14 protein-coding genes and 6 tRNA genes are annotated in these 15884 nt (G+C 51.3%); all 20 read left to right on the top strand.

The window, feature by feature from the left end; genetic code table 11:
• The first annotated feature begins 1 nt into the window (after position 1).
• Positions 2–72 (top strand) — tRNA-Gly (locus tag ACTQZS_RS12680).
• Between the two features lie 26 nt (positions 73–98).
• Positions 99–172: transfer RNA gene (locus ACTQZS_RS12675), tRNA-Arg, on the top strand.
• Positions 173–238: 66 nt separating this feature from the next.
• Positions 239–312 (top strand) — tRNA-His (locus tag ACTQZS_RS12670).
• Positions 313–332: 20 nt separating this feature from the next.
• Positions 333–404: transfer RNA gene (locus tag ACTQZS_RS12665), tRNA-Gln, on the top strand.
• A 7-nt stretch (positions 405–411) separates the two neighbouring features.
• Positions 412–484, top strand: a tRNA-Lys gene (locus ACTQZS_RS12660).
• A gap of 93 nt (positions 485–577) precedes the next feature.
• Positions 578–657: transfer RNA gene (locus tag ACTQZS_RS12655), tRNA-Leu, on the top strand.
• Between the two features lie 205 nt (positions 658–862).
• On the top strand, positions 863–2662 hold the full coding sequence (gene rho / locus ACTQZS_RS12650; RefSeq protein ID WP_441476131.1) for a transcription termination factor Rho: 1800 nt from the start codon (positions 863–865) through the stop codon (positions 2660–2662).
• A gap of 318 nt (positions 2663–2980) precedes the next feature.
• Positions 2981–3181, top strand: a complete 201-nt coding sequence (gene rpmE / locus ACTQZS_RS12645; protein WP_441098995.1) for a 50S ribosomal protein L31 — start codon at positions 2981–2983, stop codon at positions 3179–3181.
• A 404-nt stretch (positions 3182–3585) separates the two neighbouring features.
• Complete coding sequence (gene prmC / locus ACTQZS_RS12640) at positions 3586–4470, top strand: peptide chain release factor N(5)-glutamine methyltransferase (RefSeq protein WP_441476130.1); 885 nt, start codon at positions 3586–3588, stop codon at positions 4468–4470.
• A gap of 16 nt (positions 4471–4486) precedes the next feature.
• Positions 4487–5563, top strand: coding sequence for a peptide chain release factor 1 (gene prfA, locus ACTQZS_RS12635; RefSeq protein WP_441476129.1), 1077 nt, complete (start codon positions 4487–4489; stop codon positions 5561–5563).
• A gap of 279 nt (positions 5564–5842) precedes the next feature.
• Positions 5843–6757, top strand: coding sequence for a nucleotidyltransferase (locus tag ACTQZS_RS12630; RefSeq protein WP_441476128.1), 915 nt, complete (start codon positions 5843–5845; stop codon positions 6755–6757).
• Positions 6758–6807: 50 nt separating this feature from the next.
• Complete coding sequence (locus ACTQZS_RS12625) at positions 6808–8232, top strand: tetratricopeptide repeat protein (RefSeq protein ID WP_441476127.1); 1425 nt, start codon at positions 6808–6810, stop codon at positions 8230–8232.
• Positions 8233–8269: 37 nt separating this feature from the next.
• The gene (hflX, locus tag ACTQZS_RS12620) at positions 8270–9505 is read left to right on the top strand and encodes a GTPase HflX (protein ID WP_441476126.1); all 1236 of its coding nucleotides are present in this window, start codon (positions 8270–8272) and stop codon (positions 9503–9505) included.
• Between the two features lie 28 nt (positions 9506–9533).
• Positions 9534–10601 (top strand): M24 family metallopeptidase, encoded by a 1068-nt coding sequence (locus ACTQZS_RS12615; RefSeq protein WP_441476125.1) that lies wholly within the window; start codon positions 9534–9536, stop codon positions 10599–10601.
• A gap of 288 nt (positions 10602–10889) precedes the next feature.
• Positions 10890–11606, top strand: coding sequence for an IMP cyclohydrolase (locus ACTQZS_RS12610; RefSeq protein WP_441476124.1), 717 nt, complete (start codon positions 10890–10892; stop codon positions 11604–11606).
• A 137-nt stretch (positions 11607–11743) separates the two neighbouring features.
• Positions 11744–12922: a phosphoribosylaminoimidazolecarboxamide formyltransferase gene (locus ACTQZS_RS12605; protein ID WP_441476123.1), complete on the top strand. Its 1179-nt coding sequence runs from the start codon at positions 11744–11746 to the stop codon at positions 12920–12922.
• A gap of 251 nt (positions 12923–13173) precedes the next feature.
• Entirely contained in the window at positions 13174–13527 is a 354-nt protein-coding gene (locus tag ACTQZS_RS12600; protein WP_441476122.1) for a hypothetical protein, read from the top strand.
• 131 nt (positions 13528–13658) lie between these two features.
• A complete protein-coding gene (locus ACTQZS_RS12595) occupies positions 13659–14138 on the top strand; it encodes a DNA-deoxyinosine glycosylase (protein ID WP_441476144.1) in 480 nt (159 codons plus the stop codon).
• 230 nt (positions 14139–14368) lie between these two features.
• The gene (locus ACTQZS_RS12590; protein WP_441098985.1) at positions 14369–14596 is read left to right on the top strand and encodes a hypothetical protein; all 228 of its coding nucleotides are present in this window, start codon (positions 14369–14371) and stop codon (positions 14594–14596) included.
• Positions 14597–14846: 250 nt separating this feature from the next.
• Positions 14847–15680 carry a P-loop NTPase gene (locus ACTQZS_RS12585; protein WP_441476121.1) on the top strand — a complete coding sequence of 278 codons (834 nt, stop codon included), beginning with the start codon at positions 14847–14849 and terminating at the stop codon, positions 15678–15680.
• Positions 15681–15884: the final 204 nt, after the last annotated feature.

Below are 15884 nucleotides of genomic sequence, written 5' to 3'. Positions count from 1 at the left end.
CGCAGGTGTAGTTCAATGGTAGAACACCAGCCTTCCAAGCTGGATACGTGGGTTCGATTCCCATCACCTGCTCTTGTATTCTCAATCAGAATACATACGTGTCTGTAGCTCAGCTGGATAGAGCAACGGCCTTCTAAGCCGTGGGTCGGGGGTTCGAATCCCTTCAGGCACGCTCGGAGCCAGATATAGTGTTGGATCATTCAGCACTGCGGGTTCCGGTTTCAATTTAATTACTATGGTGGATATAGCGTAGTTGGTTAACGCGCCAGATTGTGGCTCTGGAGATCGTGGGTTCGAATCCCTCTATCCACCCTGCCGTGATGGCGACATAATGGGCTATCGCCAAGCGGTAAGGCACAGCACTTTGACTGCTGCATCCGCCGGTTCGAATCCGGCTGGCCCAGATCATTCGGAGCATTAGCTCAGGTGGTAGAGCACTTGACTTTTAATCAAGTTGTCCGGGGTTCGAGTCCCCGATGCTTCATTTTGTGATGACCAGAAGAGATGACGTTCTGTCATCTCTTTTTCTATATCATTCAGTTTCTACATCAGACGGATATGAAAAGCTGTACACCATGCGGTCATGGCGGAATTGGCAGACGCGGCGGGTTTAGGTCCCGTTGGGAAACCATGCAGGTTCGAGTCCTGTTGACCGCAGTATTCATATCCTTTCATCTTATTTCCCATTTGAGATAATCTAAATCCATATGACCTGATTTTCTTTTTTCAAAAACGGATTACGAGGCATATTTCTGAGCGGCACACCAGACCGGATCTGTCAGGGAAACAGCCGGACCCTGTACACACAGCACACCAGCAATTCCGGGTTACATCCCCGGAGTGTTTTAAAAGAGAGGACGATATGACCAGAGAACAGTACGAATCATTACAATTGAAAGAGCTTCGGGAAATCGCAAAATCCAGAAAGCTTAAAGGAACAACGGCAATGCGCAAGGAACAACTGATTAACCGGATGCTTGAGGAAGACGCGAAAGAATCTGCGAAATCAGAAGTCTCCGCAGCAGAATCTTCAGGGGCAGAAGCCCCGGAAGCTGATCACACAAGATCAGGCCCTTCTCGAACAGGTTCTTCGAAAACCGGTTCCTCGAGAGCAGACTCCTCAAAAGCAGAGTTCCAGAGAACAGAGGCAGCCAAAAACAGTTATTCCAGAAACGAGGGCGGCAGCCGGAGAAGCTCCTCCCGGGGAAACGATAATGATTCCGGCACCCGGAGAGATTTCCGACATAACGAATCTCACGAGCGCCAGAACGGATATGAACGTCAGAACAACGGCGAGCGCCAGAGCGGATACGAGCGCCAAAACAACGGTGAACGCCAGAACGGATACGAGCGCCAAAACAACGGCGAACGCCAGAACGGATACGAGCGTCAAAACAACGGCGAACGCCAGAACGGATACGAGCGTCAAAACAACGGTGAACGCCAAAATGGATATGAACATCAAAATAGTGACGAACATCAGAATGATGGCTTTGACGAAAATGAACAGATGCGCCAGGAACTCGGGCAGCTCGACAGCGGGTCGGAAGCCCATGGCATACTTGAAGTCATGTCTGACGGATATGGTTTCATCCGCTCTGAAAATTTCCTTCCGGGAGATGATGACGTTTACGTGTCTCCTTCCCAGATCCGGAAATTTCATTTAAAAACCGGAGATGTTCTTTCCGGCAACACAAGAATAAAATCACAGAACGAGAAATTTTCCGCCCTTCTGTTTGTCAAAAGCGTGAACGGTCTTGACCCCTATGTCAATGCGCGCCGGATGAATTTTGAAGATATGACGCCTATTTTTCCAAATGAACGCATTCATCTGGAGCGGCCGGGCGGGCCGGTTGCGATGCGGATTGTAGACCTGGTCAGTCCCATCGGCAAAGGACAGCGAGGAATGATCGTCTCTCCGCCAAAGGCCGGAAAAACGACACTGTTGAAGGAAGCGGCAAAATCGATTCTCCGGAATAATCCGGAGATGCATGTCATCATTCTCCTGATCGATGAACGTCCGGAGGAAGTTACCGACATCAGGGAAACTGTCCGCGGAAAGAACGTCGAAGTCATCTACTCCACCTTCGACGAACTCCCGGAGCATCACAAGAGAGTCTCGGAAATGGTAATTGAACGGGCCAAACGGTTAGTTGAGAACAAACAGGATGTCATCATCTTTATCGACAGCATCACCCGTCTTGCAAGAGCGTACAATCAGGTCGTTCCGCCCAGCGGAAGAACCCTCTCCGGAGGTCTTGATCCTGCAGCCCTTCATATGCCGAAGCGGTTCTTCGGTGCCGCCCGGAACATGCGTGAAGGCGGCAGCCTCACCATTCTCGCGACCGCGCTTGTAGACACCGGAAGCAAAATGGATGACGTTGTATATGAGGAGTTCAAGGGCACCGGCAACATGGAGCTGATCCTTGACCGGAAGCTGCAGGAGCGGCGTGTCTTCCCGGCCATCGATCTCGCAAGGTCCGGAACCAGAAGAGAGGACCTGCTTCTGGATTCGGATGAACTCGAGGCGGTAAACAACATGCGCCGTGCGCTGAACGGTCTTCGTGCCGAAGAAGCAGGCGAAAATGTACTGAACATGTTTACCCATACGAGAAACAACCGGGAACTTGTTCAGATGCTGAAAAAACAGCGAATTGTCTGATCTCGTCTGATAGCAGCGGACTGCATCCGTCACAGACCGTGTGATGGACAGTGGGATCTAAACAGTTTTTCAACCGTTTTTTCAACAGCTGCTTCGATGATCGTGAACCATATCAGAATACGTTGGTATCAGAATACATGGCAAAAACCAGTTGCAGAATAGATGTCAAAAACGGGTCAAAAATGCAGAATACATGTCAAAAATCAGTTGCAAAACAGATATTCCCGTGGTATTATGATAAGGCTGTTAATCTGATACGAAAGTTGAGACACAGCATACCAATAAATTTACCAGATATGAATTGGAAGAGGTGAAAACATGAAACAGGGCATTCATCCAGAGTATTATGAAGCTACCGTTACCTGCAACTGCGGGAACACCTTCAAGGTAGGTTCTACAAAAAAGGAGATCCACGTCGAGATCTGCTCCAAATGCCATCCGTTCTACACAGGACAGCAGAAGGCAGCAAAGGCTCGTGGTCGTATTGATGCATTCAACAAGAAATACGGTCTTAAGTAACGTAGAATTTGCGGCGCTTATCAGAAAACAGAAACGAGTCGGAACATTCGTTCCGGCTCGTTTTTTCACATACTTTTGTATGAAAGACATCCGTTCTTTGTGAATTGACACTCTCTGTCACCTCACCGTATCGAGCACAAGACTGCCTGTCATCCGGATGAAATACAAAGTATAGGTTAGCGTTCAAGCAGATCTCATATATAATCGAGCGGGAGATCGTCCGTATCGGACTGTAGGGTTCGTCTCAGGCAGTTCTCTTGCGTCCATCGTCATGTTATCGTATAATTCTGCTGTATAAATGACCATTAAACACCAGCTCTTTGAAAACGCAGACAAATTACCTGCCGTGAAGCACACGCAAGAGACTGGATGCGGTTTACGCTCTCCCTGGAGGTGGATCTATAATGTCCGATAGTTTACAGTCCTTCCGTTTGCAGTCTTTTCATGACTGGTATCATTACGGGATTCGTCTGCTGTCCGCTTCCGGAATTGCCGACGCAAAAACAGATGTATGGCTTCTGATGGAGCATGCGACCGGCATTACGCGCAGCTGGTATCTGCTGCACGGCGATGAGTCCATGCCCGCAGACGCTGCAGCGGAATACTCCCGGCTTCTGACGGAGCGCAGCCGCCGCATCCCGCTCCAGTACCTGACCGGTCAGGCCTGGTTCTATGGCAATTGTTTTTCCGTCAGCCCGGCTGTTCTGATCCCGAGGCAGGATACCGAGACTCTTGTAGAAGAGGCAGCCGGGATTCTGGAGACCGGCTGGCACATTCTGGACATGTGCACCGGCAGCGGATGCATCCTGCTGTCCCTACTGAAAAGCTGTCCCGATGTGACGGGAACCGGCACCGATCTCTCGCCTGAAGCGCTCGATATCGCTCGAAAAAACAGAAGAGCTCTGGGCGTACAGGAAGACCGCGCCGTTTTTTATTGCGGAGATCTTTTTGAAGCGCTTCCTGCCGGAGAGGAATATGACGTGATTCTCTCAAATCCGCCTTATATCCCCACCGGGGTCATCGACGGACTGAATCCCGAAGTGCGGGACCACGAGCCATATCAGGCCCTTGACGGACATGAAGACGGGCTCTATTTCGAGGAAAAAATCGCAGAGGAGGCCAGGAGGCATTTCCGAAAGGGACAGAAAGGATATCTATTTCTTGAAATCGGATACGATCAGGGAACGGATATACGGAGAATTCTTGAACGTCTCGGATATCATGATATCTGCATCACGAAAGATCTCGGGGGAAACGACCGTGTTGCCGGCGGCCGTTACCTCCGCTGACAGAAAGGTGGAAGCTATGTTTGAAAAGCTGGAAGATGTGCAGCTCCGGCTTGAAGAGGTTTTGAACCGTCTCAGCGACCCGGATACTGCCGGCGATCCGGCACGTCTGCAAAGTCTGATGCGAGAGCAGGCAGAACTGCAGCCGGTTGCGGATACCTATGCGGCTTACAAGAAAAATGAGGCCGCAATCTCCGAAAGCCTTGAGCTCCTGGAATCTGAAAACGATCCGGAAATGCGCGAGATGCTCAAGGAAGAACTGCAGAGCTCTCGCAGTCAGAGATCAGATCTCGAACAGCAGCTGAAGCTTCTGCTCCTGCCGAAGGATCCGAACGACGAGAAAAATGTTATCTTTGAGATCCGCGCCGGAGCGGGCGGTGAGGAAGCTGCTCTATTTGCTTCGGAAATTTACCGCATGTATATGAAGTACGCAGACAGCAGGGGATGGAAGACCGATCTGGTCAATCTGGAAGAAACCGGTCTTGGCGGATGCAAGGAATGCACCTTCAAAATCATCGGAAAGGGCGCCTATTCCCGTCTGAAATACGAGAGTGGTGTGCACCGGGTGCAGCGGGTGCCTGCAACCGAATCCGGCGGAAGAATTCATACATCGACCTGCACGGTTGCGGTCATGCCTGAGGTGACCGATGACATCAACATAGAGATTCCGGACAAGGATGTCCGTATCGATGTCATGCGCGCGTCCGGAAATGGCGGACAGTGTGTCAACACGACAGACTCCGCCGTGCGTCTCACGCATCTGCCTACCGGAATCGTCATTTATTCACAAACTGAGAAAAGTCAGCTTCAGAACAAGGCCAAGGCATGGGCTCTTCTCCGTGCCAAGTTATACTTCCTTGAACAGCAGAAACGGCATGATGAAGAGGCCGAGATGCGCAGAAGTCAGATCGGAACCGGCGATCGATCCGAGAAAATCCGGACCTATAATTTTCCTCAGGGTCGCGTGACAGACCACAGAATTCATCTCACCCTGCATCAGATTGACAGCATCATGGATGGAAATCTTGACGATCTGATCGACAGCCTCATCGCCGCCGACCAGGCGGCAAAGCTCGCGAAATTACAGGAGCAATAAACAACCGTCATACTACTGTACTGTATCAGTTCTTCGAAAACGCAGGCAGGATCGTCACACGCAGAGCGTGCGTAAGAGACTGTATGCGATTTCGAAGGCACCAGATATGACGATAAAGCGCGAAGGCGCGCAATCCCAATCCTCATACTTGGATTGCTGGATTACGGGAGTGCGAGACACGGAGCAATCCGCAGCTTATACTGTGTCTGGCGCGATGTATCGCACGGCATAGATTTTCAGATAAATGCAACACCAGAACAAATCATAGGAGGAACAAGTATGAAAAAGACTACACTGGCAGTTATGGCAGCCGGAATCGGCAGCCGCTTTGGAAAGGGAATCAAGCAGCTGGAGCCCCTCGGCCCGAACGGAGAAATCATCATGGATTACTCCATTCATGATGCAATAGAGGCAGGCTTTGATAAAGTCGTGTTCATCATCCGGAAGGATCTGGAGAAGGATTTTCGTGAGATCATCGGCAGCCGCATGGAGAAGAAGATTCCCTGCGAATACGCTTTTCAGGAGCTGGATGCTCTTCCGTCAGGATTTACAAAGCCTGAGGGAAGAACGAAACCATGGGGCACCGGCCAGGCGATTCTCGCCTGTCGCGGGCTCATTGACACACCGTTTGCGGTTATTAACGCTGACGACTACTACGGCAAAAAGGCCTTTACTCTTCTGCACGACTATCTCGTTGCGGATCATCCGACACAGAACGGCATTCATCAGATCTGCATGGCCGGTTTCCGTCTTGGCAACACCCTCAGCGATAACGGAGGTGTTACCCGCGGAGTATGCGTCCTTGACTCCGACCGGAATCTGATCGGTGTCAATGAAACCCAGAACATCGTTCGTACACCCGGTGGCGCTGCGGTTCATTCTCCTGACGGAGACGTTCCCATCGATGTCAATTCTATGGTTTCCATGAATATGTGGGGACTGCAGGCAGATTTCATCGATCTTCTGGACAGCGCGTTCCGTGAATTCCTTGCGCAGATTCCCGATGGTGATCTGAAGAAGGAATTCCTTCTTCCAACCTATATTGATCAGCTGCTTCACAAGGGCAAGGCTGTCGTAAAGGTTCTGGACACAGACGACACCTGGTTTGGCGTTACATATCAGGAAGACAAGGACAGCGTCCGCAAGGCTTTCTCCGACCTTTGCAGCAGGGGTGTTTACGGAAAGCTTATCTGAGTGCGCCTGCACAACCCGGAGGGGACCATATAATCAGAGGTAACCACATCATGATAAAGGATAAAAAATCAGAAAAATCTTTCAGAAAAGCCCGGATTTCATTGCCTGTGCTGCTGCTTGGCGCCACGCTGCTGTTTCCGGGCTGCGGGAACGCCTCTGACAGTGCCTATGCCAGCGGAATGTCAGCTCTGAAATCCGAAGATTACAACACTGCTATTACGAATTTTCAGTCGGCTGTTGATTCCGAGGGGAGAGAGGCAGAAGGATACCGCGGGCTGGGCATCGCTTATCTCAATCTCGGAGACTATGAAAATGCCGTGGATGCCTTCTCCAAATCACTGGCGGCAATAAAATATCCGCGTCAGAATAAGTCCTTCCGCGAAGATGTTCTCTTTTACCAGGCGCAGGCTTATGTAGAAGAGCAGCAGTACGACAATGCCATGACGATTTACAATGAATTGATCAAGTCAGAGGAACACGCCGGACAGGCCTTTCTGCTGCGGGGAAAGCTTTACGCCCTCGAGAACAAATTCGGCCAGGCCGGCCAGGATTTTCAGAAGGCATTGGAGCTGGATAACTCTTATGAGATTTATCTGGAAATCTATGACATTTATGTGCAGAATAACCGGCAGGCAGACGGAGCCGCATTTTTAAAGGATGCCTTAAATCAGAAGCCGTCGGAATCTGATGATTACTATCAGCTCGGACGGATCTGCTATGAACTCAAGGATTACGGCAAGGCAGAAAAATATCTCAAGAAAGCCATAGAAAAAAATATCCCCGGTGCCGTCATGCTGCTCGGAAGAGTCTACTCCGACACCGGAGACTACGACAGCGCAGAAGATTTGTATCAAAGCTGTATTGACAATGACACCTCCGTTTCTCTGGGATACAACGGCCTGGCTCTGATTGCCATCATGAAAGGCAATTATGACGATGCACTTCAGAAGATTCAGGCAGGGCTCGACACCGATGAGGCGGAGTACAAGGAAGAGCTGCTCTATAACGAAATCATCGCCTATGAGAAGAAGCTTGATTTCAAAACCGCGGCCTCGAAGATGGAAAGTTTTCTCAAATCCTATCCGACGAACCAGAAAGCTGTACAGGAGAATCTGTTCCTGCAGAGCCGCGTAACGGAGACAGAGGCAACGGCATCTGAGAACGTTACAAGTTCCTCCGGCAGTTCTTCCTCCCCGTCCGACGTCAGCGATACACAGAGCGAAGCATCCGGCAGCACACAATCCGAAACGACAGATACCGCCGATACGGATCAGTCCAATGCGTCATACAATTCCGCAGGTGAAGGTCAGAGCAGCGGCGATGATTCCGGTTCATACCAGGGAACTGTCGATGCGGACAACGATGGTTACGACGATAATACCGGCGTCTACTATGGTACTGTCTACGGCACAGATACCAGCGCCTATGGCAATTACGATTCTGCCGGCTACTACGACGGAAGCACCGGGTATTAAACGGCAGCCTGAATGAACAGATGGATGGACAGCAGATATGTTTGACAATGCAGAGACAAGGGAACGGGTCATCCTGGTCGCCGTCAACACCGGCAATGAGGCAGAGACCCGTGATTCCCTGAACGAACTTAAGGCACTTGCAGAGACGGCGGGCGTCGAAACGGTGACTATGGTTCTCCAGAACCGGGAGAACCCGGATCCCGGGACCTACATCGGGAAGGGAAAAATCGAGGAAATCGCCGGCATGCTGGAAATGCTTCAGGCAGACGCCATTATTACAGACGACGAGCTTTCCCCAGCACAGATGAACAACCTGGCAGAAGAATTAAACTGCAGAGTATACGACCGCACAATGCTCATTCTGGACATTTTTGCCCAAAGAGCCCGGACAAGCGAAGGAAAAATTCAGGTCGAGCTGGCACAGCTCCGCTACCGTCAGCAGCATCTGGTAGGAATGCGTTCCTACCTTTCCCGCCTTGGCGGCGGTATCGGAACCCGTGGACCCGGCGAGAAGAAGCTGGAAATTGACAGACGGCTGATTGCGGAACGAATCAGCGCCCTGAGAGCGGAGCTGAAGAAGGTCGAAGAGCATCGGGAGGTGCTCCGTCAGGGAAGAAAAAAGACAAATATTAAAACCGCGGCGATCGTAGGCTATACCAACGCAGGAAAATCCACCCTGCTCAATACCCTCACGAATGCGGGTGTTCTGGAGGAAGACGCGCTGTTCGCAACCCTCGACCCCACAACAAGACTTCTGAGCCTGCCCGAGGGCGGACAGATTCTCCTGACCGATACGGTAGGATTTATCCGAAAGCTCCCGCATACCCTTATTGACGCCTTCCACAGCACATTGGAGGAGGCCGCTCTTGCCGACTACATCATCCATGTGGCAGATGCTTCCAGTCCACATCTGGAACAGCAGATGCAGGTCGTCTACCAGACCCTGCATGAGTTGGACGCGGACCGGAAAAAGATCATCACCCTCTTCAACAAGCAGGACATGGTCTCTCCCGGCGTCCACATGCATGATCACCACGCCGATTATGTCATACCGGTCTCCGCTAAGTTCGGGGACGGACTGGATTCCCTCAGACAGATTCTGGAAAAAATCATCAGGGAGGACCAGATTCACATAGAGAGAACTTTTTCTTATGGCGATGCCGGAAAAATTGCGCTGATTCGCCAGTCCGGAACACTTCTGGAAGAAAAATATCTTCCAGAGGGGATCCGCATCGAAGCATATGTTCCGCAGGAAATCTACGGAAAACTATAACAGTATTTCATCCAAAGGAGGCTCTGACATGAGCAGAGAAATGATACAGGACATTTTCAAGAAAACCGGAGCGCAGGCTCTTTTCATCACGGATCCTCACAATATGATGTATATATCCGGATTCCGCGGGGGCGAGGGTATGGTCTACATATCTCCGAAACAGCAGGTGGTGATCACCGATTCCAGATATACCGAAGCGGCAGGAAAGGAGAGCAGCTTCACCATCATCGAGGAGAACCGCACACACAAGAGAACCCAGATTCTGCGTGAGCTGCTGGCGGTTGATGGTGCTGAAATTGTCGGGTACGAAGATAAATTCATGCGCTGCTATGAATTCAGCCGTCTCACGAACGCTCTCCCGGAAATTCAGCAGTGGCTTCCGCTCGATGAAAGCATCGATCTGATCCGGCAGATCAAAACTCCCGAGGAGCTCCGTCTGATTGCCCGCGCAGAATCCATCGGAGACGCTGCCTTTACCGAAATTCTGAAGTTCCTGAAGCCCGGCGTCACCGAACTGGAAACCGCGGCAGAGCTGGAGTATCAGATGAAGCGTCACGGCGCACAGGGCTTCTCCTTCAATACCATCACGGCATCCGGAATCAACTCCTCCATGCCGCATGCAGTTCCTTCTTCGAAGAAGATCGAAAGCGGAGATTTTGTAACCATGGACTTCGGCTGCACCTACGAAGGTTACTGCTCAGACATGACACGTACCGTTGTTGTCGGAAAGGCAAATGAAAAGCAGAAGGAAATCTATACAACGGTTCTTGAGGCGCAGAACGCCGCCCTCAACGGAATCCACGCAGGACTTACCGGACAGCAGTGTGACGAGCTTGCCAGAAGCGTGATCCGGAATGCCGGTTACGGAGACAATTTCGGACACGGACTGGGTCACGGTGTCGGCCTCTACATCCACGAGGAGCCCCGCTTTTCTCCGCTTGACAGCTCCGTCATCCAGGAGAACATGGTGATTTCCGTGGAGCCCGGCATCTATGTTCCGGGATTCGGCGGCGTGCGGATTGAAGATCTGGTTGTCATCAAAAAGGACGGCATTGATGATCTCTCGCATTCCCCGAGAGAACTGATTGAGCTCTGATATCGTGAAGACGTGCCGCAGGTGTCAGTGTCACAAATGCGGAAAAGGCTGTCAGGCATTCATACGGAAGGGCTGTCAGGCGCTTATACGGAAAGGCGTCAGGCACTTATACGGAAAGGCTTGACAATTCTCTTTCTGCTACGTAATATAAAAAGTGACTCTTGAAAACTATATATAGTGGTCAGAAATGACGCAGGCGGCACATCATGTTATCCAGACGCTCCCCGGCTATCCTCCGGAATCCCGCGGATTCATGTCGTGTCCAGGAATCACAGGAGGAAGCTATTGATGCAGAAGATCAATCTGTCAGACGAATTGAAAAGCAACGCCTACCCCGGCCGTGGAATTGTAATCGGACGTTCAGCCAACGGAAGATATGCAGCCACGGCTTATTTTATCATGGGCAGAAGCGCAAATAGCCGTAACCGAGTATTTGTCAAAGAGGGGGACGGCATCCGTACTCAGGCATTTGATCCTTCCAAAATGGAGGACCCGAGTCTGATCATCTATGCGCCGGTCCGCGTGCTCGACAAAGCACACACCATTGTTACCAACGGTGACCAGACCGACACCATTTTCGACGGTATGACAAAGGGACTTACCTTCGAGCAGAGCCTTCGTTCCCGTGAATTTGAGCCTGACGGACCGAACTACACCCCGCGGATCTCAGGACTTCTGACCGTGGAGAACGGTGTCTTTGGCTACACGATGTCTATTCTGAAAAGCGACAGCGGAAATCCGGATCAATGTCTGAGATTTACCTTCGATTATCCGAATGCGCCGGCAGGAGAAGGCCACTTTATATCCACCTATATAACGGACGGTAATCCGCTTCCAAGCTTTGAGGGCGAGCCGAAGCCTGTCGATGTCCCGGACGATATCGATGCCTGGACCAGCATGATCTGGAGCAGCCTGAACGAGGACAATAAGGTATCTCTCTTTGTGCGCTACATTGATATTCAGAGCGGAAGCTTCGAGACCCGGATTGTAAACAAAAATCAGTAACCGTGTACGTTCTTTAGAAAACATACAGGAGCACCGCATATGCGGCCGGTACAGAAGGCCGCATACATGTTTCCGCAGGAATTGATGTTTTCCGAAACATATTTACGATCTTCAAATATTAATACGAGGTGAAGCAGATGAAAGAATTACAGTTAAAATACGGATGCAACCCGAATCAGAAGCCTTCCCGCATCTATATGGAAGACGGCAGTGAGCTCCCGATCAAGGTAATTTCCGGCAGACCCGGATACATTAACTTCATGGATGCCTTCAACGGCTACCAGCTCGTTCGTGATCTGAAGAAGAACACCGGTCTTCCGGCAGCAGCCTCCTTCAAGCATGTATCTCCTGCCGGCGCCGCGGTAGGCCTCCCGCTTTCCGACACGCTGAAGAAGATCTATTTTGTCGATGATATGCCGGAGCTTTCTCCGCTTGCCTGTGCCTATGTCCGCGCAAGAGGAGCAGACCGCATGTCATCCTTCGGTGATTTCATTTCCCTGTCGGATGTTTGCGACGCAAGCACCGCCTCTGTCATCAAGCGTGAGGTTTCCGACGGCGTCATCGCTCCGGGCTACACGGATGAAGCGCTTGAGATTCTTCATCAGAAGAAGAAGGGGAATTATGTTGTCATTCAGATCGATCCTGAATACGTGCCGGCGCCCCTGGAGAAACGCCAGATCTTCGGCGTTACCTTTGAGCAGGGCCGTCAGGAGCTGGATATCAACGATGAACTTCTCTCGAACATCGTGACAAAGAACAAGGATCTTCCGGAATCTGCACTCCGCGATCTGAAAATTTCACTGATTACGCTGAAATACACACAGTCCAATTCCGTCTGCTTCGTAAAGGACGGACAGGCCATCGGCGTCGGTGCCGGACAGCAGTCCCGTGTACATTGCGTCCGTCTGGCCGGTCAGAAGGCGGACAACTGGTGGAAACGGCAGAGCCCGCAGGTTCTCAGCCTCCCGTTCAAAGATGGCATCCGCCGGGCAGACCGGGACAATGCCATCGACGTCTATATCGGCGACGAATACATGGACGTACTCCGGGACGGTGAGTGGCAGAAGGTATTCACAGAGAAGCCGCCGGTATTCACCGCAGAAGAGAAGAGAGCATGGCTTGACAAAATGGAGGGCGTAACCCTCGGTTCGGACGCCTTCTTCCCGTTCTCCGACAACATCGAGAGAGCGAAGAAATCCGGTGTTCAGTACATCGCCGAGCCAGGCGGTTCCATCCGCGACGACGCTGTCATCGAGTGCTGCGACAAGTACAATATGGTGATGGCATTCACCGGAATCCGCCTCTTCCATCACTGATATCCGGGACTGTTTCCGGATTCTCTGAAAAACGTCTCCCGGAACATCTGCGCAGTTCCGGGAGACGTTCTGTATTTACGCGAACAGTGAGCCGCAGCCGAATGCGAAGTATTCGTGTGCGGCGAGCGTCGCGATAGCGAGATAAAACTCGCGCAGCGTGTTTTATCTTGTTCCCCCGTAATTCCGGGAGTCTGTCCGTGCAGGAAACTGGATTTCTTTGAAACAGGACTTATTCAGGGAAGGTCATACACATGCGTTATTCAGAATTTAAAATGGAGCGGGAAAATCTCGTCCGGGTTGGAGATGAAGTAACCATCACCGAGAGTCAGCTTCCATCCTCGTATTACTACACAATCATCCCGGCGATCGCGATGAGCAGAAACTATGCTCCCTATGAGCGGATTCATTCCAGAAGCGGAAGAGTCGTTGACATCCGCGATACCCCGCGCGGCTTCTACGTCGTGACCGCCTTTGATGAGGAGGGCATCGAAGGCGAGACCGAGGAGGACTTTCAGAAGATGCTCGCGAGAGACAGAGAAGATAACAAATCGACAGCCGGTGTACCGGCCGAACAGGCAGACGGCAAGACAGGCGAAGTCTCATGAGTGCAGAAAAATCCGGCCATTCTGTAAATCCTCGGAAGGAAATGCAGACCGGACGACAGCAGCCCCAGACCAGGCGCCAGCAGCCCCAGACCGGAAAACAGAAGCCGCAGACCAGACGGCAGCAGCCGCAGATGCAGGTGCATCCGATCCCGCCATTTTTTGACGAAAAATCCACTGTGCTGGTCCTCGGTAGTTTTCCGTCCGTGAAATCCCGCGAAGCCGGTTTTTTCTACGGCCATCCCAGAAACCGCTACTGGATGGTCGTTGCCGCTATCTTCGGCTCAGATCCTTTGACAACCATAGAAGAAAAAAAGAAGTTTCTCCGGAAAAATCACATCGCTATGTGGGACACGATTCAATCCTGCACGATTACCGGATCCAGCGACAGCAGTATTCGTGATGTTGTCCCGAATGATCTCGACCGCATCCTGAAGGCTGCACCAATCCGCAAAATCTTCTGCAACGGGACCACCTCCTATAACCTGTATATGAAATACATCTACCCGAAGACGGGAAGAGAAGCTTTGAAAATGCCTTCAACCAGCCCGGCAAATGCAGCGTGGTCGTTACCCCGGCTGATTGACGCATGGCAGATTCTGAAGGATGTATGACCTGATTATTAGCTGATCATTATACAAAAACATAACGATACGGACACAGCCGGATGCCGCGCAGACCAGGACCGACCGGGCTTTCGCGGATTACCTGTATCCCCTCTAAACGACAGCAGCGATGTTAAGCAAATCAAGAACCAGGGTTAATGGCTACGAATTTACTAGGCTCCTCCCACCGCCCAGGGGCAGGTGGGTTTCCGCCCACAACAGCCGAAAGGATATAATTTATGAAAGAGTATGAGACCGTTTGGGAAATTTTCAATAAATGCCCGAACAACCAGATGAGGGATGTTTTCATCGATGAAGTGCGGACCGACGACCCGGAGGAATTCATACGCAACAAATTTAAGGATAAGGTCTTTACCTATGAGAAAACCGTGCAGGAAGACGGTACCATCATCTTTGACATCGTCACCTCCGGCATACGGCAGCGCTACAGCTTTACGGAGATCTGAAAACCGACAGCATGCTGTAAGCAATGGATGCGTAATTGTGATAGATACTACAGCTTTTACAGAAATTTGAAAACCGGCAGCACTGCGGGAATGTGTGGTGCGAAGCAATCCGCAGCCCGCGTGATTTTGCGGTTCACATATCGCACAGCAATCCGTAACCTGTGTGCTTTGTCGTTCGCGTATCATGGTATATAATAGCTGCATCGGAGTCCCGATAGTAACCGAAACAATATAAAAAAAGGAGATTAGTATGGCAGAAGAAAACGTAAAATCCACAGAATCCGCCCAGTCCTCCGGGGATGAGCAGAAGCCGGATTTCCGCATTGAGGAAAACGCATTTTCCAACATCGACCACATCATCGGCGTTGTCAGCGGAAAGGGCGGTGTCGGAAAATCTATGGTTACCGCATCCCTCGCAAACGCGATGACGCTGCAGGGATTCAGCACAGGAATTCTCGACGCAGACATCACAGGCCCCTCCATCCCGAAAATGTATGGAATCAAGGGAAGTGCCGAATCAGACGGCAACGGCATCTATCCGAAGATGGCCGCGAACGGCATCGAAATCATGTCCACAAACCTTCTTCTTCCCAATGAGGAGGATCCGGTGATCTGGAGAGGTCCGGTCATCGCGGGAGTTGTAAAACAATTCTATACCGACGTGATCTGGGGCCAGCTCGACTACCTGTTCGTGGATATGCCTCCGGGGACCGGCGATGTGCCGCTCACCGTATTCCAGTCACTTCCCGTTGACGGCGTCATCATCGTGACCTCTCCCCAGGATCTCGTGCGCATGATCGTCACAAAGGCATACAACATGGCCAAAATGATGAACATACCGGTTCTTGGTATTGTCGAGAACTACAGCTATATGAACTGCCCGCACTGCGGAGAAAAGATCTACCCGTTCGGCGAAAGCCACATCGATGAAATTGCTAAGGAGCTCGGCGTACCGGTTCTCGGAAAGATACCGATGAACCCGGAATACGCAAAGGCATCAGACGCAGGCGATTTTGCCGCTGTGAACAATACCAGCATCGATGAAGCTGCCGTTGCTCTGCGCAGCGCAGGGAAGAAGGCCTGAGCAGGAGCCTTCCGTACGTACCTTAACCGGACGTACCTTAAACGAGATAAAACACGCTACGCGAGTTTTATCTCGCTATCGCGACGCTCGCCGCACACGAATACTTCGCATTCGGCTGCGGCTCACTGTTCGCGTAAATCATGAGAAACGAAAATTGACTGCGAAATATCCCGGGTCAAGCGCAAGTTTCTGGGCGTACCCTTA

The organism is Bilifractor sp. LCP19S3_H10 (assembly GCF_052119185.1).
Taxonomy (GTDB): Bacteria; Bacillota; Clostridia; order Lachnospirales; family Lachnospiraceae; genus Bilifractor.
Note: the sequence above shows the minus strand (reverse complement) of the source record. Positions and strands in the feature narration are given on the sequence as shown.

What these genes read in the sequence shown, in the direction of transcription:
- rho (WP_441476131.1), top strand. Translation starts at nt 863, where the DNA reads ATGACCAGAGAACAGTACGAATCATTACAATTGAAAGAGCTTCGGGAA.
- rpmE (WP_441098995.1), top strand. Translation starts at nt 2,981, where the DNA reads ATGAAACAGGGCATTCATCCAGAGTATTATGAAGCTACCGTTACCTGC.
- prmC (WP_441476130.1), top strand. Translation starts at nt 3,586, where the DNA reads ATGTCCGATAGTTTACAGTCCTTCCGTTTGCAGTCTTTTCATGACTGG.
- prfA (WP_441476129.1), top strand. Translation starts at nt 4,487, where the DNA reads ATGTTTGAAAAGCTGGAAGATGTGCAGCTCCGGCTTGAAGAGGTTTTG.
- ACTQZS_RS12630 (WP_441476128.1), top strand. Translation starts at nt 5,843, where the DNA reads ATGAAAAAGACTACACTGGCAGTTATGGCAGCCGGAATCGGCAGCCGC.
- ACTQZS_RS12625 (WP_441476127.1), top strand. Translation starts at nt 6,808, where the DNA reads ATGATAAAGGATAAAAAATCAGAAAAATCTTTCAGAAAAGCCCGGATT.
- hflX (WP_441476126.1), top strand. Translation starts at nt 8,270, where the DNA reads ATGTTTGACAATGCAGAGACAAGGGAACGGGTCATCCTGGTCGCCGTC.
- ACTQZS_RS12615 (WP_441476125.1), top strand. Translation starts at nt 9,534, where the DNA reads ATGAGCAGAGAAATGATACAGGACATTTTCAAGAAAACCGGAGCGCAG.
- ACTQZS_RS12610 (WP_441476124.1), top strand. Translation starts at nt 10,890, where the DNA reads ATGCAGAAGATCAATCTGTCAGACGAATTGAAAAGCAACGCCTACCCC.
- ACTQZS_RS12605 (WP_441476123.1), top strand. Translation starts at nt 11,744, where the DNA reads ATGAAAGAATTACAGTTAAAATACGGATGCAACCCGAATCAGAAGCCT.
- ACTQZS_RS12600 (WP_441476122.1), top strand. Translation starts at nt 13,174, where the DNA reads ATGCGTTATTCAGAATTTAAAATGGAGCGGGAAAATCTCGTCCGGGTT.
- ACTQZS_RS12595 (WP_441476144.1), top strand. Translation starts at nt 13,659, where the DNA reads ATGCAGGTGCATCCGATCCCGCCATTTTTTGACGAAAAATCCACTGTG.
- ACTQZS_RS12590 (WP_441098985.1), top strand. Translation starts at nt 14,369, where the DNA reads ATGAAAGAGTATGAGACCGTTTGGGAAATTTTCAATAAATGCCCGAAC.
- ACTQZS_RS12585 (WP_441476121.1), top strand. Translation starts at nt 14,847, where the DNA reads ATGGCAGAAGAAAACGTAAAATCCACAGAATCCGCCCAGTCCTCCGGG.